21 protein-coding genes are annotated in these 22,890 nt (G+C 45.0%); 12 read left to right on the forward strand and 9 right to left on the reverse strand.

What is annotated here, in order from left to right:
- Positions 1 to 4: 4 nt before the first annotated feature.
- Both F461_RS0101095 and F461_RS0101100 read right to left on the reverse strand, forming a co-directional pair.
- Positions 5 to 397 (reverse strand): hypothetical protein, encoded by a 393-nt coding sequence (locus F461_RS0101095; protein ID WP_019999315.1) that lies wholly within the window; start codon positions 395 to 397, stop codon positions 5 to 7.
- 95 nt (positions 398 to 492) lie between these two features.
- On the reverse strand, positions 493 to 888 hold the full coding sequence (locus F461_RS0101100) for a hypothetical protein (protein ID WP_019999316.1): 396 nt from the start codon (positions 886 to 888) through the stop codon (positions 493 to 495).
- A 384-nt stretch (positions 889 to 1,272) separates the two neighbouring features.
- On the opposite strand from F461_RS0101100, the gene F461_RS0101105 reads away from it, so the two are divergent.
- The 8 genes from F461_RS0101105 to F461_RS0101140 all read left to right on the forward strand — a co-directional run bounded on the left by F461_RS0101105 (position 1,273) and on the right by F461_RS0101140 (position 11,448).
- A complete protein-coding gene (locus F461_RS0101105; protein ID WP_019999317.1) occupies positions 1,273 to 1,566 on the forward strand; it encodes a YciI family protein in 294 nt (97 codons plus the stop codon).
- A 264-nt stretch (positions 1,567 to 1,830) separates the two neighbouring features.
- A complete protein-coding gene (locus F461_RS0101110) occupies positions 1,831 to 3,126 on the forward strand; it encodes a 4Fe-4S dicluster domain-containing protein (protein WP_019999319.1) in 1,296 nt (431 codons plus the stop codon).
- Between the two features lie 153 nt (positions 3,127 to 3,279).
- Entirely contained in the window at positions 3,280 to 3,846 is a 567-nt protein-coding gene (locus F461_RS0101115) for a BUD32 family EKC/KEOPS complex subunit (protein WP_026364549.1), read from the forward strand.
- A gap of 42 nt (positions 3,847 to 3,888) precedes the next feature.
- Positions 3,889 to 6,258: a type IA DNA topoisomerase gene (locus tag F461_RS0101120; protein WP_019999321.1), complete on the forward strand. Its 2,370-nt coding sequence runs from the start codon at positions 3,889 to 3,891 to the stop codon at positions 6,256 to 6,258.
- A 271-nt stretch (positions 6,259 to 6,529) separates the two neighbouring features.
- Entirely contained in the window at positions 6,530 to 7,024 is a 495-nt protein-coding gene (locus F461_RS0101125) for a rubrerythrin family protein (RefSeq protein WP_019999322.1), read from the forward strand.
- Between the two features lie 366 nt (positions 7,025 to 7,390).
- Positions 7,391 to 9,232 carry a UbiD family decarboxylase gene (locus tag F461_RS0101130; protein WP_019999323.1) on the forward strand — a complete coding sequence of 614 codons (1,842 nt, stop codon included), beginning with the start codon at positions 7,391 to 7,393 and terminating at the stop codon, positions 9,230 to 9,232.
- 185 nt (positions 9,233 to 9,417) lie between these two features.
- Positions 9,418 to 10,905, forward strand: coding sequence for a UTP--glucose-1-phosphate uridylyltransferase (locus F461_RS0101135; protein ID WP_019999324.1), 1,488 nt, complete (start codon positions 9,418 to 9,420; stop codon positions 10,903 to 10,905).
- A 120-nt stretch (positions 10,906 to 11,025) separates the two neighbouring features.
- Positions 11,026 to 11,448 carry a hypothetical protein gene (locus F461_RS0101140; RefSeq protein ID WP_019999325.1) on the forward strand — a complete coding sequence of 141 codons (423 nt, stop codon included), beginning with the start codon at positions 11,026 to 11,028 and terminating at the stop codon, positions 11,446 to 11,448.
- A 57-nt stretch (positions 11,449 to 11,505) separates the two neighbouring features.
- Here the strand turns inward: F461_RS0101140 and F461_RS0101145 are convergent, their stop codons facing one another.
- On the reverse strand, positions 11,506 to 14,046 hold the full coding sequence (locus tag F461_RS0101145) for a heavy metal translocating P-type ATPase (protein WP_019999326.1): 2,541 nt from the start codon (positions 14,044 to 14,046) through the stop codon (positions 11,506 to 11,508).
- A gap of 154 nt (positions 14,047 to 14,200) precedes the next feature.
- On the opposite strand from F461_RS0101145, the gene F461_RS0101150 reads away from it, so the two are divergent.
- A complete protein-coding gene (locus tag F461_RS0101150) occupies positions 14,201 to 14,401 on the forward strand; it encodes a heavy-metal-associated domain-containing protein (protein WP_019999327.1) in 201 nt (66 codons plus the stop codon).
- A 107-nt stretch (positions 14,402 to 14,508) separates the two neighbouring features.
- Here the strand turns inward: F461_RS0101150 and F461_RS0101155 are convergent, their stop codons facing one another.
- Genes F461_RS0101155 through F461_RS0101165 form a run of 3 tightly spaced genes read right to left on the reverse strand, consistent with a single transcriptional unit; the run spans position 14,509 to position 16,822 of the window.
- A complete protein-coding gene (locus F461_RS0101155) occupies positions 14,509 to 15,237 on the reverse strand; it encodes an AMIN domain-containing protein (protein WP_019999328.1) in 729 nt (242 codons plus the stop codon).
- 27 nt (positions 15,238 to 15,264) lie between these two features.
- Positions 15,265 to 16,068 (reverse strand): tetratricopeptide repeat protein, encoded by an 804-nt coding sequence (locus F461_RS0101160; RefSeq protein ID WP_019999329.1) that lies wholly within the window; start codon positions 16,066 to 16,068, stop codon positions 15,265 to 15,267.
- A gap of 37 nt (positions 16,069 to 16,105) precedes the next feature.
- Positions 16,106 to 16,822 (reverse strand): tetratricopeptide repeat protein, encoded by a 717-nt coding sequence (locus F461_RS0101165; protein ID WP_019999330.1) that lies wholly within the window; start codon positions 16,820 to 16,822, stop codon positions 16,106 to 16,108.
- A gap of 149 nt (positions 16,823 to 16,971) precedes the next feature.
- On the opposite strand from F461_RS0101165, the gene F461_RS0101170 reads away from it, so the two are divergent.
- The 3 genes from F461_RS0101170 (at position 16,972) to F461_RS0101180 (ending at position 19,485) form a co-directional block, all read left to right on the forward strand.
- On the forward strand, positions 16,972 to 17,316 hold the full coding sequence (locus F461_RS0101170) for a hydrogenase maturation nickel metallochaperone HypA/HybF (protein ID WP_328586279.1): 345 nt from the start codon (positions 16,972 to 16,974) through the stop codon (positions 17,314 to 17,316).
- A 9-nt stretch (positions 17,317 to 17,325) separates the two neighbouring features.
- Positions 17,326 to 17,982, forward strand: coding sequence for a hydrogenase nickel incorporation protein HypB (hypB, locus tag F461_RS0101175; protein WP_019999332.1), 657 nt, complete (start codon positions 17,326 to 17,328; stop codon positions 17,980 to 17,982).
- A gap of 267 nt (positions 17,983 to 18,249) precedes the next feature.
- A complete protein-coding gene (locus tag F461_RS0101180) occupies positions 18,250 to 19,485 on the forward strand; it encodes a P-loop NTPase (protein WP_019999333.1) in 1,236 nt (411 codons plus the stop codon).
- An 87-nt stretch (positions 19,486 to 19,572) separates the two neighbouring features.
- On the opposite strand, the gene F461_RS0101185 is transcribed toward F461_RS0101180, so the two are convergent.
- From F461_RS0101185 to F461_RS16735, 3 genes are read right to left on the reverse strand one after another with little or no spacing between them, the layout of a single operon-like run.
- On the reverse strand, positions 19,573 to 20,442 hold the full coding sequence (locus tag F461_RS0101185) for a 4-hydroxybenzoate octaprenyltransferase (RefSeq protein ID WP_019999334.1): 870 nt from the start codon (positions 20,440 to 20,442) through the stop codon (positions 19,573 to 19,575).
- Positions 20,439 to 21,767 carry an HD domain-containing phosphohydrolase gene (locus F461_RS16730; protein ID WP_019999335.1) on the reverse strand — a complete coding sequence of 443 codons (1,329 nt, stop codon included), beginning with the start codon at positions 21,765 to 21,767 and terminating at the stop codon, positions 20,439 to 20,441. Before F461_RS16730 ends, F461_RS0101185 begins: the two co-directional genes overlap by 4 nt.
- Positions 21,768 to 21,779: 12 nt before the next feature.
- Entirely contained in the window at positions 21,780 to 22,574 is a 795-nt protein-coding gene (locus F461_RS16735; RefSeq protein WP_019999336.1) for a MogA/MoaB family molybdenum cofactor biosynthesis protein, read from the reverse strand.
- Between the last annotated feature and the right edge of the window lie 316 nt (positions 22,575 to 22,890).

Below are 22,890 nucleotides of genomic sequence, written 5' to 3' on the forward strand. Positions count from 1 at the left end.
TGACCTACTCAAATGCAACTACACCTTCCGATAGTAAATTCTTACCGTGATCGACCCGAACCATAAAACATCGCTCGGAACCAAAATCCATAGTAACAACATAACTCACGTGGTCAGACTTGCTGCGCCATGTCACAATAATGGTTTTAGGATTAACCTGAGAAATTAAATACCCAGTCAAACCAGTTGAGGTGCCGATATTCCCTGTGAATCTCCACGCAAGCTCTTTAGATGAAATAAACTGCATCTTAATAGTAGAATCAGGAAATGCCCCCGACTCCAGTGAGACAAGTACAGTCTGCCCCACAAGTGTGTCCGGTGTAATCTCTGAGTGAAAAAGACTGCACCCTGCTAAAAAAACTATCAAAAAAACAAAAACAAGCGCGTGCTGTCTCATGAACACTCCTCACTTACACTCGACTGAGGAAGAATGCGCCATGAAGAACAGGAACCAGAGAGACTCTATTCCCTGTTCCATGACAACCTACGTATTTAACACACCGTTACAGAAGGATCTTCATTAGAAGTTTTCTGTTCATATGGATTGTGCATCTCAGGCGTTGTCTTATCCATATTTTCATCACCTTTTTCGGTGCATTCATCATCTTTTTTCACAGAATCTTGGTTCGTATCGTTGGTATCTGTCCCTTCCGGCATCATCTCTTCCCGAGTTTTATCTTCATCAACTTTTTCCTCAGGCATAACTTTTTCCACATCAGCATCTTTATCTTCTGTCTGACCTTTTTCGACGGTGCCGGAAGTTGTATCTTTTTGCATTTCTTGTTGCGTATCGGGAGATTCGGTGTTTGTAGCAGAATTGTCACTTCCGCACCCAACGAACAACAACATTGCACAACCAACTAACAAGAAACAAGATTTCTTTAACATACTGTCCACCTGTTATATGAATCATCTTATCTAACTGTCTTAAAGTGGCATAAAACAGACTTTTCTAGAAAGTATATGCATTGAAAAATAATGTAGATTTAGGAATATAAAGTTTTAAAGAGAACTACTACTTTGTAATTACATGCAGTTTTTAACACATCATAAAAACACAACCTATTTTTCTTGAGTACAAAAAGAGAATTGCAACCACTTAACAACATTACAACATTCATCTCTTCAAACAATAACATACTGTTTTAAAAGTTTTTTTTGCAGAACGCTTGACTTCAAAATACAACTTCATAAAATGCTCAAAAAGTACACCTAGTAAAGGCTCACCCACAACAAAACAATATCTCATAATAAACTACAAAGGATGCCAATATGTTCATTGTATCTCTCACTTACACATGTGAATTGGATCAAATCAACGCACACCTTGAAGCACATATTGCGTACCTTAAGAACCAATATGCATTAGGGCATTTTGTCGCTTCCGGCAGAAAAGTTCCTCGCACAGGTGGAGTAATTCTGGCTCGATTTGACTCCCGGGAAGAACTGGATGCAGCACTTCAGCTTGACCCATTCTACAAAGAAAAACTTGCTTCCTATGAGATTCAGGAGTTCATACCGACGATGGTTGGGGAAGGTCTTGAGGCCATACGAGAAGAAGCGTAATTACTTGAAATGAGCAAAGCCTCTTCTGAAGTAACCACAATATTGGAGCAGGAAGCTCTGCTCCAATCCAGAGGATTTTCTCGAGCTCCACACGGGAAGAGTCCTTTGCCGGGGCAATACTCTGTGCTGCAAGAAACTGAAGTGATGGCTGAACAACCTACATATATGTTTCTTGTTAATTCAGGACACTGTATCCGTAGAATCACTGGTTTTACGGACAACCATAATACAAACAAACCACGTTAAGATTACAAGGACACCATCATGGGACACATCATTGCTAAAGACATATACAAAGAACTCGGAGAAAAGCTCGACGGATCTATGGTGCGTATGCCTTGGAATGATGCCCTGAAAGAAATGGTGACCTATCTATACACTCCTGCTGAAGCGGAGCTTATTGTTGCAATGCCATACAGGCCGGCAACGCTGGAACGCATTGCAACAATGACCAAGCTCAACGAGACCAAACTACGCTACATGCTTGATGGTCTATGCAAAAAGGGGCTTGTTTGCGACATATGGAATGGTGACCAATACGAATATATGGTCAGCCCTTTTGTTGTTGGTTTTTTTGAATTCACCATGATGCGTACCGGAACCAATCTGCCGCAGAAAAAATGGGCAGAACTGTTTCAAGCGTATATGTTCGGGAAAAAAGAATTTCTGGATGCTAACTTTGCTGATGGTCAAAAAATTTCCGTCATGCGTGCACTGCCGTACGAAGAAACTATTATTGCGGATCCGCATGTAGAAGTGCTTGATTACGAACGTGCTGCAGCCCTTATCGACGCTCAATCATCTTTTGCTGTGGGCCTGTGTTCCTGCCGGCACGAAAAACACCACCTTGGCGAACAAAAATGCAATGTTCCACTGGACACCTGCACTACCATCGGGAGCGGGGCAGAATTTCTTATTCGAAACAACCTTGCCAGACGTTCCAGTAAAGATGAAATGTTCGACATACTTGCCCGCTCAAAAGACATGGGATTCACCCTCACAGCGGATAACGTAAAGCAGGATGTAGGATTTATTTGCCACTGTTGCGGCTGCTGCTGTACCCTTATGAACGGAATCAAAAAAACCGGATACACCAACATTCTTGTATCATCCTCCTTTGTTGCCACATGCAGCGAGGAAGACTGCATCGGGTGCGGCCTGTGCGCCAAGGCCTGTCCTGTTGATGCCATTTCCATGCAGGAACGCTTCGGTGCTGTCATCAAAGATAAGCGTCCTAAAAAGCTTGCAGTAATTGATACAGACCGTTGTCTGGGATGCGGTGTATGTGCGCTACAATGCAAACCCAAAGCACTCGTTCTGGAAAAAACATCCAAGCGTGTAATCCATCCTGAAGACACATTTGAACGGGCGATTCTACAATCTCTGGAACGAGGCACCTTACAGAATCTCCTTTTCGATAATCCCAACAGTAAAGCAGATAACTTCATGCGCTTCGTGCTAGGAGGGTTCCTCAAACTCTCTCCCGTCAAAAAAAGCCTCATGAGTGACACATTACGCTCACGTTTTTTACAAGCACTGAGAGATGTGTCTGGAAATTAATCAAGCTAAACAGCGTATATCATAGAGAAAAAAATTTTATTTTGCATTCCTTTTGCAAATAGACTAAACGTTCCTTGCTTACTAATTTATCAATTTACAATTGCAATGAACACCGCGCTATGTGCTCAGAAAATCAGTGAAAAAGGGATTGCAATGATATGTCTCAGAAAAAATCATAAACGTGCTGTTTATTACGATGAAGAAAAAAAGCAGTATACTAAATGTTTTACTCCTAAATTAGAACTAAAACTGAAATATTGGTTTGGTCTGCGTCAATATCCTGGCTTAAATTTTGCTCATATTGCTAACAGATTAAACGCTCTTGGATTAAAAACACCTCCAGTTATCACTGCCGAAAAATACAAGATTATAACTCAAGAAGTTGAAGCTCCAACGCTTAAAGAATATCTGCAAGAGACTAAGGATCCAACCATTGAACCACGCCTTATTGAACTTGTAGCCACTATCCTTAATTCCGGAATTGTTTTTTTTGACTTTCATTACGAAAATTTTCTCTACAAAGATAACGAGTTTTGTGTTTTAGATCTTGAAGGATACAGTGATTCTTTTTTCACATCACGTGGGAAATCCGGTGTGCTTTACCGTATTGAGAAACACCTCGGCACCCATTTCCGTGAAGAAGTTGAACGGCGTTGGGTAAACGTAACCCTGTCACACAAAATTTCAGACATTTTCCAAAAGCTGCGTGGTAAAAAATAGCTCATTGACGCAAAGCCCAGTTCGTCCTACCTGTGTCGGATAATGCCAAAGACACTTATTATTGCAGAAAAGCCCTCGGTTGCCCGTGAAATTGCCCCGCATGTGAACGCCACCAACCGCAAGGAAGGATATTTAGAAGGTGCCACCCATATAGTCAGCTGGGCTGTTGGGCACCTCGTAGGCATTGCTGAACCAGAGGAACAGCATGAAGCATGGCAGGGACGCTGGAACATAGAGCAACTGCCCATAATTCCCCCCAAATTCAAACTTGCCGTCCTTAAAGAAGGACAACGACAATACGCAGTTCTCAACCGTTTACTGAACGATCAGAACGTCTCTGACATTGTCAACGCAACAGATGCCGGGCGTGAAGGCGAACTTATCTTCCGCCGCATTTACCTCATGGCAGGCTGCGACAAGCCTGTGAAGCGCCTGTGGGCGAACGACATGACTGAAGAGGGGCTAAAAAAAAGCTTGAACAAGCTCATGCCTGATTCCAAAAAACGTAATTTGGGCCTTGCCGCATTTGCCAGAGCCGAAGCTGACTGGCTGATCGGTATGAACTTTTCCCGCATCTTCACAGTAAAAGCGAACCGCCTTATTTCTGTAGGACGTGTGCAGACCCCTGTACTAAAGCTCCTTGCAGACCGCCGCAACGAAATCGAACACTTTGAGCCTAAAGATTACTGGACAGTTGAAGCGACCTTCTGCCGTCCAGAAAAATCCAGTGCGCCCATTGAAGCAGGCGCTGAATCAAACACGCAACAAGAGACACCTGCTGATTGCTTCTCTGCGACCTATCATCTTCCCGAGGATGAAAAAGAAACACGCATTAACTTTGAATCACGGGCTCTGAAAGTTGTAGAAGAGTGCAAGGATAAAGAAGGCAAAGTTGAAGGCGTTATCAGCCGTAAAGGCAGCACGAAACCACCTTTGCCGTTTGACCTGACCACACTCCAGCGTGAAGCGAACACCCGCTTCGGACTTTCAGCAAAGGATACCCTTGCCATTGCTCAGGCATTGTACGAACAGAAAAAACTTATTACCTACCCTCGTACAGATTCACGCCATTTAACTAAAGAACTGTTCGCAGAAATTCTCACGTATTTCCGCGCTATCTACCCTCTCTATAAAGAAGAAACAGTTCCTGCTGTGAATAGAATTAAAGACGGTAAAAAGTTTCCATGTGTGAATGATAAGAAAGTTACCGATCACCACGCTATCATCCCTACAGCTCGCAAGGCAAACATTCTTCAGCTATCCGGTGATGAACAAAAAATTTATGAAATGATCTGCCGCCGCTTCATCGCAGCCTTCAGTCAGGAAGCAGTATACCAGTCATCCACCGTCCGTGTGCTTGTGGGTGAACATTTGTTCGTCGCCAAAGGGAAAATATTCAAGGACAAAGGCTGGCTCGTGGTCGAACCGTGGCGAGCTGCGCAGGACAACCCGCTACCGTCACTCCGCAAGGGAGCAACCGTAAACACTGACGCCATCGACACAGTAAAACGCCAGACAAAAGCTCCGGCACACTTTACAGACGCGTCACTCCTGAGCGCTATGGAGACAGCCGGTAAATTTGTAGAAGACGAAGAGCTCCGTCTCGCCATGAAAGAACGTGGCCTTGGTACTCCGGCAACGCGTGCACAGGTTATTGAAACGCTACTCTCGCGAAAGTACATAGAACGCAATGGAAAAAAACTTCAGGCCACGAACTCCGGTCAGGAAATTATTGAAGTAATCTCCGCCATGCTTCCTGACATCGTTTCTCCTGAAATGACAGGACAATGGGAAAAGAAGCTTAAAGATATTGAAGGCGGCACCGCCACCTACCCGGAATTCATGCATTCCATCCGTCATCTTGTTGCAGGCAGCATCCACAACATTAAAGATAAAAGCGTGGCGCCGATTCTGCTGGCAATGAAAGCCAAAGAAGTCGGAGAACGGGAACCGGACGGAACATGCCCGTTATGCGGTGGTGAGGTGGTTGATTTGGACAAACGATACGCCTGTTCCAACTGGAAACGTGATGATGGCGGCTGTCTGTTTGTTATCTGGAAAAGTATGTTCGGACGCACGATCGATAAAACAATTGTTGACGAACTGCTGTCCAAGGGACGCACCACAGAACCTCTCGAACTGGTTTCCAAAGCCGGTAAAAAATACTCAGCCTTTCTTAAAATTGAGCTTGGACAAGTTAAACTGGAATTCGTGAATTCGCCGCGCCCATATGCATCAACACAACAGGTTGCAGAATACGATGGAGTGCCACCGGAAGATATGCCGCCACCTGCCCCGCTTCCCGGACAGGACGATTATGCCCCCCCTCCGATGTCAGACGATAATATGACTGAAACACAGATGGCGGCACAGCCACCAGTGGACGAAGATTCTATAGATATCAATTCGTAAAACGAAACAGTCCTACAAAAAAATATAAGCTCACAGTTTTTGTGGGCTTTTTTTGTTCATTGCTTCGAAACTTATACAAAACAACGTTAGGAAATACTGGAAATAAACCATAGCCAGTATAGAATATATTGTTATATTCTGCACTACTTGAAATATTTTTTTTGGAAAAAAATTATTTTTTTACTTTACAAAGTCAAACTGAAAATATAAATAGTAATCATTCCTGTTAAGGAATTCCTTGAAAACAACTAACACACTTGTGGAGTGAATAATGTCCAAGACTCTTGAAAATCTTATGGCTGCTTTTGCTGGTGAATCTCAGGCTAACCGTAAATACCTTGCTTACGCTAAAAAAGCTGAAAAAGAAGGATACACTCAGGTTGCTAAACTTTTCCGTGCTGCTGCTGATGCAGAAACAATTCATGCTCATGCACACCTTCGCAACGCCGGTAAAATCGGTGATACTGTTGCAAACCTTAAAGATGCAATCGCTGGCGAAACACACGAGTTTGAAAGCATGTACCCTGCAATGATCAAAGACGCTGAAGCTGAAGGCGAAAAAGTTGCAGCACGTTACTTCGGTTTTGCTAATAAAGCAGAAGCAGTACATGCCGGTCTCTACACTAAAGCCCTTGAGAACATCGAAAATCCAGTAGAAGTAGATTACTACAACTGCTCTGTTTGTGGTCACACTCACGAGGGTCCAACTGAAGAAAAATGTCCAATTTGTGGTGCAGCAGCTTCTGCGTACTACAAAGTAGATTAGTATACATATCATCAGCCGGTTTGTTTTCCGGCTACTTGTAGAAAGAGTCTCTATAGTAGCAACTCTTTCCTGATTGAGCGCAAGCCCCTCTTTATCGGTGTGATAAAGAGGGGTTTTTCTATGAAAACCACGACTCCCATCTATTGCACCCTCATTCCATACATCTTCACTCAAGTTTCTTGCGAGCCGGAAGGCTTTACTCTATTATTCCGCAAATTCCCCATGCATAGTACACTAATCACATGCCGGCATACATATAACGGACAGCGTGTTTTCTTGGCAGAATAGCAAGCCTGCACTCTGCACACATGTTTTGACGCGCCAGTAATATTTTCTCACCCCAGCTTGATATAAAAGGAAGTTCTCTTGCGATACAGAAACACACAGCAGCTTATTGCTGATCTGGAAAAAAGCGGGCAACTCATTCGCATCCATGAAGAAGTTGACCCGCACCTGCAAGTAGCTGAAATCCAGCGCCGCGCTTTTCGTGCAAAAGCGCCAGCAATTATGTTCACCAACGTAAAAGGCACCAAATTCCCAATGGTGTGCAACATTTTCGGGACGATGGAACGAACACGTTGGATTTTCCGCGACACATTGCGTGCACTGGAAGGCATTTTCAAGCTGAAGGTTGATCCTTTTGATTTCTTCAAGCATCCATGGCGTTATGCCGGAGTTCCACGCGCCGGATACTCCACTATGCCTAAGAAGGTAAAAACAGGCCCTGTGCTTGATAATACAACCACAGTGAGCCAGCTGCCACAACTGCACTCATGGCCAATGGATGGTGGCGGCTATGTAACCCTGCCGCAGGTCTACACAGAAAGTCCGGACAAGCCGGGTTTTATGCATTCAAACATCGGTATGTACCGCGTACAGCTTACCGGTGCCCCGTTTGAAAAAGATAAAGAAATTGGTCTGCACTATCAGATTCACCGTGGTATCGGCTATCACCATGCAGAAGCGCTCCGCCGCAACGAACCGCTAAAAGTAAACGTCTTTGTAGGCGGTCCCCCAGCTATGACAATGGCGGCTATTATGCCGCTCCCTGAAGGGATTGCAGAACTTATTTTTGCCGGAGCACTCGGTGGATTCCGTATGCCGATGATTACCCGCAAAGGTCAGCTTCCTATCCTTGCAGAAGCAGATTTCTGCATCAGCGGCACAGTCTACCCTAACGAACAAAAGCCTGAAGGCCCGTTCGGGGACCATTTAGGCTACTACAGCCTTGCTCATGACTTCCCGCTCATGCGTGTAGACAACGTATACCACCGAAATGATGCTGTCTGGCCGTTCACCACTGTAGGGCGACCTCCACAGGAGGACACCGTTTTCGGCGAGTTTATTCATGACCTCACAGCAGAACTCGTTCCAACTGTTTTCAACGGTGTACATGAAGTACATGCAGTTGATCCGGCAGGCGTACACCCGCTTCTGCTTGCTATCGGCAGCGAACGTTATGTTCCATATGCAGAAGAGCGTCAGCCGCAGGAACTCATCACCTGCGGTCTATCCCTGCTCGGCAACACGCAGACATCACTTTCCAAGTATGCAATCCTTGCAGCAAAAGAAGACAATCAGGCACTTACTACCCATAACTACAAAGAATTCTTTACCCATATGCTTGAGCGTACTGACTTTGCGCGTGACTTCCATTTCATCACCCGCACCACAATTGATACGCTCGACTACACTGGCATCAGCCTGAACCAAGGTTCCAAGCTCATCTGGACGGCATGCGGTCCTATTAAACGCACTCTTGGTTCAAGTATTCCATCCAACTTCTCTCTGCCGGACAATTTCAGTGATGCAAAGATGTTCATGCCAGGAGTGGTGGTCGTCAAAGGCCCAAAACACACCGCTGCGCGTGATGAACATGACAACGCCATGTTCCGCCTTGCAGAACACCTGAAAAATGTCGGTAAGCTTGACTCACTCCCGCTTGTTGTTGTCGCAGATGATGCAGATTTCACCGCAGCCAACTGGGATAACTTCCTCTGGGTAACATTTACCCGTTCAGACCCTGCAACAGATATGTACGGTGCTGGTGCATTCACCCATTGCAAGCACTGGGGCTGCACAGGTCCTGTTATTATCGATGCCCGCCTCAAGTCTTTTCATGCTCCGGCACTTGAAGAAGACCCGGACGTCACCCGAGCCGTTGATAGTATGGCAGCCAAAGGTGGTTGTCTGCATAATATCATTTAAGCAGAAAGCCTGCGGTGTTGCCACTCACCGCAGGCTTTTTTATTCATCTTCTGCCTTCAGGGAACTTCCTTTTTTCAAAAATTATACTTCCAGCTTCTCCCCAGTATGGTAGTGGGTAATTTCGTCCGTAAATCCATATCACTGTTCCGTAGCTGAATAATTAATTTTGTGAAAAGGGAGTCACTATGCCTACATCCGGTTCTCACAACACATCTTCACAAACCTCTATTCGTAACCAACAATGTTCAAGTGCACCGCGCCAAGAATACGGTTCCGACTCTCCCTTTACTGCATACGCAAAAAAAATGCGCCGCGAAGGAATTCCCGCAAAAGTTATAGAACTGTTCACGAGCTATTTATCTGATGTGTCTGAACTGGCGACGGGCCATATCGCAGAAATGCACATATCTCCGGTTAAGCAATCCCAGCTTAACCATATCAGTGAACTGGATAAATACGAACAAGCAGGAGAAGCTATTGCCAAAGAAGCTGTTGCCATCAAATTAAACGGCGGATTGGGTACGAGTATGGGAATGCAGTTTGCCAAATCTCTGCTGCCTGTAAAAGACGATCTTTCTTTTCTTGATATTACAGTAAAACAGGCAGTCTCGTGGCAGGAACAGTACGGAGGTTCACTCCCTCTTGTGCTTATGAACAGCTACAATACCCATTCAGACACGCTCAGTGAGCTACGTCATATGAATGGCTTATCCCAGTTACCGCTATGCTTTATCCAGCATAAATTTCCTAAAATACGACGTGATACGCTAACTCCTGCTGAATACCCTGATAATCCTGAACACGAATGGAATCCTCCGGGACACGGCGACCTCTACGCATCACTTTTCCTATCCGGCGTATTGGACACACTCATCCGGCAAGGGCGCAAGTATGCCCTCGTCTCCAACATCGACAACCTCGGTGCCACGCTGGATATGCGCATGTTAGGATACATGGCAGAAAAAAATATTCCATTTCTTATGGAAGTTACAGAGCGTACAGAAAATGACAGTAAAGGTGGGCATCTCGCAAAACATAATAGCGGACGTCTTATTCTACGCGAAGTCAGCCAATGTCCAGAATGTGATCTTGAACATTTTCAAGATATTAGAAAACACAGCCTCTTCAATACAAATAACATCTGGATCAACCTTGTCGAATTAAAAAACAATCTAAAAAAGAATGGACTTCCAAAGCTTCCTCTTATTTTGAATCCCAAAACAGTAAATCCGCACGACGCGTCTTCAACTCCGGTCTATCAAGTTGAAAGTGCCATGGGCGCAGCCATTTCCCACTTTACCAACGCGCAAGCCATCATCACTTCACGTGACAGGTTTATACCTGTAAAACGTACAGACGACCTTCTCAAAGTTATGTCAGACTACTACCTTATTGATCACTCCGGCACGCTTAAACTAAATGAGGCCAATATCACGCAAAATCTTCAGGTAAACCTTGATCCTAGATATTACAGCAAATTCGACAATATCTATGAAAAATTTAAAAAAGGTGTTCCGTCCCTTGCCTCGTGCAGCAAACTTGGCATCACCGGTGATATTGTCTTTAACCCTTCTGTATCACTTCTCGGTGACGTCACTCTTGACAATAGGACAGGTAACATCCTGTTCTTACCAGAAGATATCACGCTGAAAGGTGCTATAAATATCAAGTAGCAGGTGATGATACATCATTGCAATATTTCTCAAGCTATCATATTTATATACTGATACTTTTATTTCGGACACGGTACATTCCGCAGACATACCCCCGAGACACATTGGAGGTTCTTCTGTATGCCGCAAGTAGCCGCTCGTATCACAAGCGAACAGGAAAAATGGCTGAAAGACTACTTCCGCACAAAAAGTGCCGGAGCTGAGTTCATTCTGCCCTGGGTTGTAGACACTTTTTTTCGTGCTATTACGACCATTAAGCGTAGTTTTTCGGGCAGTGAACTCGCGCTTATTATCGCTGCGCACAAAAACCTGCGAATACAGCCGGATAATTCCAGCAAAGAGTACTTACGACTGCGTGTAGAAGACGCCTGCAACTCCAAGCAATTGCATGATATATACGGAATCAGCAGAGAAACGCTTGGGGCAAAAATCAATAAACTTAACAACACTGATGCAACAGCGCTCATGGTCTGGGCTGCAGCCTTCTGGGTGAGCAAAACCTGCTCAGCCGACAATATTTCAGAATACATCAGGCAGTACTAAGCGTAAAAAAAGGCGGCATTCAAATAATGTCGCCTTTTTTATTACTATTTTTTTAAGCTAGTCCTGAGGCTTAAACCACCGCAAGCGAAGTGCGTTGGAAACAACCGATACAGAGCTCAACGCCATCGCGCCGCCTGCAATCATTGGTGATAGTGTCGGGCCGTTGAACAACGCATACAAAAGCCCCATTGCAACAGGAATCCCCAGGGTGTTGTAGCCGAAGGCCCATACAAGATTCTGTTTAATATTCTTCACTGCTGCGCGGCTCAGTTCAATAGCTGTGATCACACCGGTTAATTCACCCGACATAAGCACAACATCGCCAGCTTCAACCGCAACATCAATACCTGTTCCCATGGCGATACCAACATCAGCTGTTGCCAAGGCCGGAGCATCATTAATACCGTCCCCCACCATAGCTACAAGCTGCCCCTTCTTCTGAAGACCAAGAATTGTATCGCTCTTATCTTCCGGATGCACTTCTGAGATTACAGTATCGATGCCAGCCTGTTTTGCCATTGCGGAAGCAGTAACGCTGTTGTCCCCTGTCAGCATGACAACAGAAACACCACGTTCTTTAAGCCGGCGAACGACAACAGCCGCTTCAGGCTTTATTGTATCTGCCACGGCTACCAGCAATGCAGGTCTATCATCTACTGACATAACAAGAGCGGTGCGCCCTTGCAGAGCTTGCATCTTCATCCGCTCCAGCACCTCTGCATTTTGATCGACTCCAGCGTAGGCGGCATTACCAATACGTATTGTTTTACCATCTACAGTGCCATAAATGCCCTTTCCGGATTCAGCAGTTACATCCTGCGTATCAAGCAGTGACACGCCACGCTCTCTGGCTCCTTTCACAATAGCGGTTGCCAAAGGATGTTCAGAAAGACTTTCGAGAGAGGCTGCGTAAGCCAAAGCTGTTTCCTGTTCGATGCCGTTCAATGATTCCACATGGACAAGCTCCGGCTTGCCATGTGTAATGGTACCTGTCTTATCAAAAACAACAGTCTGGATACGTCCTGTCTGCTCCAAGGCTGTGCCGTTTTTAAACAGCACCCCGAGCTGAGCACCACGCCCTGTCGCGACCATAATGGACGTCGGCGTAGCAAGCCCCATGGCACACGGGCAGGCAATAACCATAACGGCTACAAAAATTCGTAGCGCAAACGGGAAAGACGCTCCAGCAATAAGCCATGCCATGCCGGAAACTAACGCAATACACATAACAATCGGTACAAAGTACAGACTAACAGTATCAGCCATGGAAGCTATCGGAGCCTTCGACCCCTGAGCATCCTGCACAACACGAATGATTCGGGAAAGAACAGTATCTGCGCCGACATGCTCTGCTTTCATGGTTAACACGCTATGTGTGTTGACAGTACCACCGGCAAGTGAGTCACCGACCGTTTTTGAAACAGGCAATGATTCCCCTGTAAGCATGGATTCATCTACGCTTGAAGAGCCCTCAATGATGCTACCGTCAACCGGAATACGTTCGCCCGGTCGAATAAGCAAAATATCACCTGCTACGACCTCTGCGGCAGGCACTGTATGCTGTTCTCCATTAACGATCCGGATAGCAGTATCAGGTGTGAGATCCATCAACCCTTTAATAGCGTCAGAGGTATGTGACCGGGAACGGGTTTCGAGAAACTTACCCAGAGAAACAAGAGCAATCAACACACCTGCTGCCTCAAAATACAAATCCATCACACGGGTCATTACATTAATACCAAGATAAATCTCCACAGTTCCCCAAAGACTGTAGGCAAATGCAGCACCTGTTCCTACAGCAATGAGGGAGTCCATATTAGGAGCCCCCCTGAAGAGATTTTTAAATCCGTGTAGATAAAAATCGCGCCCTGACCACATGATAGGGATAACCAAAATCAATTGAGTAAGAGAAAAAGTCCTCGGCGAGGAATGAGGAGCCAACCACTCAGGCAGACTGAGACCTGTCATGTCAGACATAGCAACAATCAGCAGGAGAAAGGCAAATATAATTTCCGGGATAAGCTTGGCCTTCATTCCGGCCAAACGTTCCCGCATTGACTCCTGCTGTTCTTCCCACATGGCAGTAACGTCCTGTGCACCGTCTTCAGCTTCCTTCAACGTTGCACCAAACCCCAGCATCGCAACTTTTTCGACAAACGCTGCCACAGCGGTGTCTTTATCAACATCAACAGCCGGGGTAATTCTGGCAGTCTCTGTTGCGAGATTAACTTCAACAGATGCAAATTCCGGCATTTGTGATGTAACCTTTTCTATTCGGGCAGAACATGCAGCACAATGCATACCGGAAATGGCAAAACGCAGTTCTTCACCGTCGTCAGCGCTCTCAGGCTGTGCCACCGCTTCGTACCCTGTGTCAGCTACCTTTCGCACGATATCAGCAACACTACTCTGCGAAGAATCAAATTCAACCTGCATAGAATCTGTTGCCAAGTTTACAGCAATATTTATTACTCCCTCTACTTCTGAGACCCCCTTCTCAATGCGGGCAGCGCAAGAAGCACAAGTCATACCTTTTATGGGCATGGTGACTTTTCGGAGTGTATTTGAATCAATCGACTCAATATGGTTATCAGTCATAACAAACCTCATTGTTTCACATAGATACGGCAACATGCAGTACGCACCATCAGAAAAATTTTCTGAATAGTTGAGCGACATTAAATGTTACGATATGCTACGCTTGATACTAATTTTATACAATTCTTTTGAACAGCTGTATGAGGATTACATAATGCCAACAATTACTGTTACCGGAATGTCCTGTCAGCACTGCGTTAACGCAGTTACCAAAGCCCTTGAGGCAATTGATGGAATTTCCGACGTTGCTGTCGACCTGCTTTCCGGAAAAGTTGAATGGAAAGAAACCACCACTGTTCCAATGGAGACCATCGAAACAGCCATCACTGGTATTGGGTTTGAAATTAAAAAATAGCAGCAATACACAGCAATAAAAAAAGAGCCGGAATAATCCGGCTCTTTTTTATTGAAACAATTTTCTTCTGAGTGTGTTGCCAAAATAACCAAATACAGTGTGCCGCGCTACTTCATCATGACAGACAAGGTGCCGTTAGTCTGGGTTGCGGACCAATTAGATGGAATGTTACCTTTCAAATCAAGCACAATACGAATCCGATCTTCGTGATGCCCCAAGCGAACGGCCTTAACAAGATTATCCGCTACAACCTTGGGCTCAGGTAACTCCTCTTTGAAATGCCCGACAATATCCACAACAAACCTATCAGGCTCTTTTAATTCAAAAATTTTGTACGTAAATTTATTCACCGCAGACACAGTCAGCTTTTCGTCTGCGTACGAAACGGATTCAAGAGCAAGAAGCTCTGCATGTTTAGCAACTGTATCTTTTTTCCGGGAAGTCGCAGCTGGAGGCTGCACTGACGTCGTCGCATCAGGTTGAGGCCGAACCTCTGCGACTGTTACAGTCTTTGTTACAAGGATAAGGTCATTTCCTGTATCCTCTTGCGTGCGCTCTGCAACTGGTACTTGCAATGAGGAGGAACCGGCCTTCACATCAGAGTTTTTTGCGTGGTCAGCCTTGGGGGCAGTCGAAGAGAGCGTATCTGACGTGCTTTTTCCTATTACAACATCTTGCAGGGCCTGACTCTCCTGCGTGGAGGTGTTGACAGAGACCTGAGAGGATGCATTTTCAGAAATGGTATAGGCTTCACGCCTTATCCATTTATTATAGCCGATAAGAACAGTCCCGACCACAAGTGCTAATACAATCAACATGGAAATATTGCGATTCATGCATCCTCCCCTCAGTGGTTACATCATCTACTTTGCAGCCCGTCCTTCATTACGTACATACTCAAGAAAACGCTGTGCCGGTTTCAAATTTTCATTAAGCGCAATTGCACGGTTCAGGTATCGTATGGTGTTCCCATAATCACCCATATCATAATACACGCGAGCAACATTGAACAAGGCGTGCTCATCTTCCGGACTAAGTTCCACAACACGCAGCTGGTGCTGCAAGGCCGCTGCCGGCAACTTCTGTTTACGCAGGTCTGAACCAAATCCTGCAAAGACATGTTTATGCTCCGGCAAAACGCCTTCTTTAGAATCAGCTAGCTTTGTGAGCAGCTTAAGGGCATTACGCCTGTCACCACTTTCCAGTGCTGCGAGCGCATCTTCAAAACTGGCCTTCAGGTTCTTGGCAACATTTTCAGGTTTTTTTTGCTCACGGGCAAAAGCTTCTGCCTCTTCACGGGCGATATCAAGAGCTTTCGAAGAGGAGATAAGCTCTGGAGTAACATCTGTGCCATTTTTATCTTTCAGGACAAAAGAATACGGCTCTTCAGGCAAAGAACGCACTTCATGCTCCACAAGATGAGCATGGGCGAGTACTTGCGGCGGCAACAACACGTCCGGTTCTTTAATAAACCTATGAATAAAGTCTTCTACTCGCAAACGATACTGTTTACCCGCAATGGTACGCCGGGCAGATAATGCTTGAATCATTACAGTGTCATTATCAGTATACCAAACAAGCCAGTAGCGTTTATCCTCTTCTGAGGCTTCAGTCCCTTGCTCAGATTCAAGAGACGAGTACACACCTTTATATTCTAAATGCAACACAACGTACTTCCTAATAGCGTTCGGATTACTATGGATACTACCTATTTTTTATTGCCTGCAAAAACTTTTGGGCAGGCTCAAGCTGCGGATTCTCCAAAAGTGCACGATGCAACCACCTTTTACAATCGGCCATTTTTCGCAAATCATAATAAACACGGGCAATGTTATAACACAAATGATCATCATTAGGAGAAAGCTCGGATGCTTTCAAGTAATGTTTCAATGCAATTTCCGGTTCCTGCTGCTTTCTCAACTTCCGTCCAAAGTCATTAAACAAATGTTTATGCTTTGGCTGCCAAGTTACCTCTTTTTCAGGAACACCTTGTAAGATTCTGCGGCCTTGTTTTGAATACCCGCTACGAAGCATTGTCATACCTTGATCAAATTTTTCGATTGCCTCTTCTTCTTCCAGACGTAACCCCGTTTTTGAGGCCTTGTGAGTAGGAATTCTTGCCAGTAAAGCTGCGGTCTGATCATCCTGTTGCTGAGAATCATGCAGACCTGAGCCTGCATCCAACCTGTGAGACTCAAGTGCTAACAGGTTAGGTTCAAACACATATTCTTGTTCAAACTCGTCTCGTTCAACAATTCGCTTGTCACCGACAGGAGTCAAATTGCTTGTAAGAAGTTGTACTTCGAAATCTCCATCTGCCCTTGGACTCGCATACCAGTATCTCTTCGAAATACTCTTTCGTCTCGTTGCACCAGAACCAATCCAAAGATTGGAAGACGTGTGGTAAACACCTTCAGTCATTTATTGCCCCCAATATATGCACTTATAATGTCACTAAACCCTATCATACCGCTTTCAACTTGAAAACAGCAGTTGGGACATCAAACTAGTATTTAAAAAACATTGTGGACGATGAATATGTTTTCATTTACTTTTCGGTCATGCATGAAATGGCAATAGCAGCAAGTCTTATTGATATCGTCAAGGAAGAGATGGCAAAGCATAATGCCTCTAAATTGCTTATGGTTCGCGTTTGTTATGGAAAGCTGACCAACCTTGTGCCCGAGGCGCTTTCGTTTGCTTTTGAAGTACAAACACAACAAAGCCCTTTAGAAGGCGCTGAGCTGGAGCTTAAAGAAATTCCTGTCACTGTTACCTGTGGTGAATGCTCTACTGAGTTTACACCGGAGGGAACGGATCTTTTTTGTATGCCGTGTCCATCGTGTGAAAATTTATTCGGCCACACAGTGCTCACAGGAAAAGAACTTTACTTAGATCATCTTGAAGCGGAGTAAGTAATCCCTATGGAAATCCCAGTAGTACGCAACATACTTGAAGCAAACGATAAAATCGCAGTAAATTTAAAAGAACTTTTTGCTAAACACGGCATTCTTGTTCTTAACCTCATCAGTTCACCTGGCGCGGGAAAGACCTCTATCCTTGAACGCACCCTGACAGATCTTAAAGATGAATTTAAGATGGCTGTTATTGAAGGTGACTGTCAGACTGACAACGATGCCCGCAGGGTTGCAGAAACTGGAGCAAAAGCTGTTCAGATTAATACTGACGGCGGCTGCCACCTTGACAGCAACATGATTACAGCTGCACTTGCTAATTTTGACATGGATAACATTGATATCCTGTTCATCGAAAACGTTGGCAACCTTGTTTGTCCTGTTGAATTTGATTGCGGCGAAGATTTTAAAATCGCTCTGCTCAGCGTTCCGGAAGGCGACGATAAACCTGAAAAATATCCAGCCTTATTTGAAAAATCTTCAGCAATGATTCTAAACAAGTGCGATCTGCTTCCGTACGTTCAGTTTGATGTTGAACGCGCAAAACGGTTTGCAACCCAGCTGAATAAAGACATGCCTGTATTCCAAACTTCCTGCACTACCAGCGAAGGCCTTGATACATGGTACGAATGGCTGCGCACCGCGCATGCAGCAAAACAAAAATAATATCTGACAAATACCCATTGCAGATAATTATTGTATATTTGCCCCCGATTTTCGGGGGCTTTTTTTCACAAAAGTCTCAAACCAAATAAGCTTACGTGGAAAGATATAGCACTCAACGTGCAAAAAAAACGGAACGTCCTCTGGACAACATCCACGTTAGTGACTACTGACTTTTATACTTAGATCTCATACAGCCTGCCTTACTAACCGCCGCACAGGACAGACTGTTTTTTACAACGCGGCATATTCTACTGTTTGGAGACCATCATGAGTACAGACTGCAGCAGTGGTAACTGTTCTTCCGGTTCCTGCGGCGGAGCACCTACTGAGTTAGATGCTGGCGAAGCACGGATGAAACGCACCATCAGCCGTATTAAACATAAAATTGTTGTTATGTCCGGTAAGGGTGGCGTTGGTAAAAGTACCGTTGCAACCAATATTGCTATCGGCCTTTCCCTTGCTGGTAAAAAAGTCGGTCTGCTTGACGTGGACGTACACGGCCCAAGTGTTCCCCGTCTGTTAAGCATGCGCGATTCCAAAGTACATATCGAAGAGTCTTTCATTGAGCCGGTAGCATGGAGCAAAAACCTCTCCGTTATGTCTCTGGGCTTCCTGCTGCCTAACTCCTATCAGCCAGTTGTATGGCGTGGTCCTGTTAAAATGGGCTTCATCAAGCAGCTTCTTTCCGATGTTGTCTGGGGCGACCTTGACTACATGGTTGTAGACTGCCCTCCGGGTACCGGTGACGAACCACTCTCCGTCATGCAGCTTCTGGGTAATGATGCACAGGCTGTTATCGTAACCACACCACAAGGGGTGGCTATTGATGACGTACGCCGCTCCGTTACCTTTGTTGGTGACGTTGGCAATCAGGTTCTCGGTATCGTAGAAAACATGAGCGGTATTGTGTGCTCACAGTGCGGCAATGTTGAAAATATTTTCGGTAAAGGTGGCGGTAAAGACCTTGCCAAAGAAGTTGGAGTTCGTTTCCTCGGTGATATTCCGCTTGATCCGGAAGTCGTTCGCTCCGGCGATGAAGGCTACGCATTCCTTTCTGTGCAGCAGGAAAGCCCTACGGCTCAGGCCATCCAGAAAATAATCAAGCCGATCCTGATGCTTGATAACGGTGCAGAGCCAGCTACTAAACTGCATCCTATTCTTCCGCCCCATAAAGGCACTATCAAAATCGCGTTGCCTGTTACCAAAGGCACCCTGTCCCCATCGATGCACTTGGCAGAACAGTATGTCATTGCAGTAGCAGATGCGGAAAATAAAAAGATTCTTTCGACTGAAACCGTTGACGCTCCGGCATTCGAAGCAACAACGGCAGCGTCTTTCCTCGAACGCCTTGATGCTGGATATGTTCTGGCTAAAGACGTACCGCAGGACGCATGCGACGCCTTGAAAGAAAAACACATTTCTCTTGTGAAAGGCATTACTGTAAATGCACCTGTTGCAGTCGTGACAGACTTTATTGAAGGGAAACTGCTTGCAGCAGGCTAAGCAATCTAACTTTTCCTCATTTCCGACAAAAAAGGGAGAAGCTGTTGAAACAGCTTCTCCCTTTTTCATTGCTATCAATCTAAAATCTTACATAAAAATTCCAGCGAGAGCACCCGCAAACACCATTACAGAAATAAATCCGTTCATGGTAAAGAATGCCATGTTAACACGGCTCATATCATCTGCGCTAATGATAGAGTGCTCCCAATAGAGGATACCGGAAACAACGGCCCACACCGCAAAATACGGCCATGCGAGTCCTGCAGCCCAGCCTCCCATAAGAAACATTATAGAAGTCACCACGTGGCAAAACGATGAAATAACAAGAGCGGACGTAAGGCCAAAATGGGCTGGAACTGAATTCAAGCCAACAGTACGGTCATATTCTGCATCCTGACAGGAATAGATAATATCGAACCCTGCAACCCAGAATAATATGCCCCATGCGAACAGTACGGCAGACACTGTGAACTGAGGATCAACACTGATCCAACCAGCAAGTGGAGACAGGGCAAGAACAGCCCCGAGCCAGAAGTGGCAAAGCCATGTAAAGCGTTTGAGCAAACTGTAAAATGCCGCGACAAATAATGCGACAGGCGAAAGCATGAAGCTTAATTCGTTTATGAAAAAACACGCAATCACAAAAATTGCGGCCATAACAGCTACAAAGGCCCATGTCTGCATTGGCGAAATTTCACCAGTTACGAGGGGACGCTGCTGCGTACGAGGGTTTTTTGCATCAAAAGGCAGATCAATCACCCTGTTGAAGGCCATTGCAACAGAACGAACAGCCACCATAGCGACTGTCAGCAATAAAAAAGGTTTTAGCGGCGGCAAACCACCGGCTGCGATAAATTGTCCAAGATATGCAAAAGGAAGAGCAAATACCGAGTGTTCAATTTTAATCATTCGGCAGACAGCGCCGAATTTAGCAAGAGGAGTTGAAGCCGAACTCATGAAATATCCTTAGAGACAATACCGTATTTATTATACAGCACTTTTGAATAGTTAGAAAAATGTTCAAGAGCCAGAGTCTGTCCCTTACAACGCAGATCGTTAATTTCATCGTACCGCTCAATAAGCACTTCAACAACAATAGGGTCGAGCTTGTTTGAATCACCAAGCTGCCGCAAGACCTTGGTTGTCTGCTTAAAATCCATCCCTCTACGGTACGGACGATCCTCAGTAATAGCAGTGAAGACATCTGCAACTTGAAGAATTCGAGAACCCAAAGAAATTTCTTTACCCGCAATCCCTTTTGGATAGCCTGTTCCGTCTATACGCTCGTGATGCTGACATGCCCAGTCTCGAATAACTTCCAGCCCCGGTACACCGGAAAGTATATGCTCTGTATACACTGCGTGACGCTGAATGGCGGAAAATTCACTTGAGGTTAATTTGTCATTTTTTTCCAGAAGAGTTGTGGGTACGGCAAGCTTTCCGATATCATGCAAGCGCCCTGCAATCTGAAAAAGGGCTTGCTCGACCTCATTGAAACCTAGCCAACGCCCTAACACACTGGATGTTATGGCAACCCCCTGTGAATGGGTTGCGGTAAACCGGCTACGAAAATCAATAACTTTTGCAAACAAGCCAGTAAAATCCAAGACGCCTTCAGCATCAAGCATATCAGATTCGAATTGTGTAGAAAGTCTGAGTTTTTTTTCAGTACGTTCAGAGTACAACCGGTGATAATAATCACGCTTTGACTCTGCTTCACGCAAAGCTTCGATATAGTCAGGATTAAATAATCTACCGGAATGCTTACGGCATAATTCAATTAAAAGAGGAACCTGGAGTCTTGCAGGACGGTCTCTACGGGTATTAACATCAATAAAATCAGCAAGATTAATGATGTTACTGATTTCATAACGCTTATTTTCTCCTCGCAATTCTTCCCACGGAGTGTGGTGGTACTCCACAAGCTTGGAAACATCCTGCAACTTTTTTGACGAACTGATAATCACCGATCCAGCAATTGAATGCTTTATTGTATCATCCTCGAACAAAAGGGAATCCACCGCAGGATACAAAGAGACAGCGCCTATGTCATGCAGCATGGCTGCAAAAACAACATTGCGTCGTTCAAAACTGCTTAACCCATAGCACTCAGCTATACGCGCTGCAAAAAAACCAACATTGGTATGATGCCCCGCAAGAGTGTGCGAAACCATATCCAATGAACGAGCGAGCGCATTGACAAGGTCAAATAAACGAACCTTAAAATTATTATCTTCAGTGTAAGCAAGCCCCGGCCCCTGACACTCGTGCTGAAATACCACAGATTCTCCTATCTAATTCCCGCAATCAGCAGGGTCACCCTGAAGTTTAGCAATGGTATGCTCAAAAGCAGGAAGAACCGCTTCTAAATTTTCTGTAACAGCCTTTGTACTGCCAGGCATATTAACAATAAGAGACGTTCCAAGAGTTCCCGCGATCGCGCGGGACACAACAGCATGAGGCGTTTTTTTAAGACTCGCAGCCATCATCGCTTGCTCTACGCCACGAAGGCGACGATCAATGACCTTAACAGTTGCTTCCGGAGTAACATCGCGAGGCGCAACTCCGGTACCACCTGTTGTTAAAATCAAATCAAACTTCTGAAGCAAGGCCAGATTCACAAGCAACTGGCGCAACTGTAACTCTTCATCAGGAATAATATACCCGCGCGCATACGCAAGTTCGTATTTTTCCCGAACTAAAGTTTCAATCAAAGGGCCACTTTTATCTTCACGCTGATTTCGAGCACCCTTATCGGAAAGAGTCACCCATGCAAGACTTAACCCCCGTTTAGAAGGCGTCACAGTGCAAGACGTTCCCGCATCAAGTCCACGGAGTATTTTTACCCACATACCTTCGACAGAGTGCATACCGTTATGGGACGGAAAGTATCCGTTTTGAATAACAGTGCAGCACGGTTGATCACAACCGTCTTCAATGATCGAAAATTCAGTTCCGACAGGAAAGTAAGCAGGAGCCAGCGAAGTATTGATAGTCGCTGCCAGATCAACATCTTCACCAGAGCGACCGATGAAAACGATGTTATCCTGAGCAATCCCTCGTAATGCTGTAAGTGAATATCTATTCATGTTACGCCTACAATATCGTGCAGATTAGTTATCTTGTATAAATTCACCCGAATAAAACAATACAACGATGTATAGCAACAAATTAAGCACGCAACGTCCTTGATAGAACATCTCGCTGCCATGTATTTCCATTTAACTATTTACTATTATGATGTTTTTAAGAAACAATAGTGATACTTAAACGCCATAGAAAGACTATATTGCCTTTGTCTGAAATGAGATTGCTATCCTAGTGAAATTTGACAACAAAAACAATACACCTTTTGACTACTTTTAAGCTAACAAAGCCCAAATGTAAAAAATAATCCGTGTTGTA

The organism is Halodesulfovibrio aestuarii DSM 17919 = ATCC 29578, assembly GCF_000384815.1.
Lineage (GTDB): Bacteria > Desulfobacterota > Desulfovibrionia > Desulfovibrionales > Desulfovibrionaceae > Halodesulfovibrio > Halodesulfovibrio aestuarii.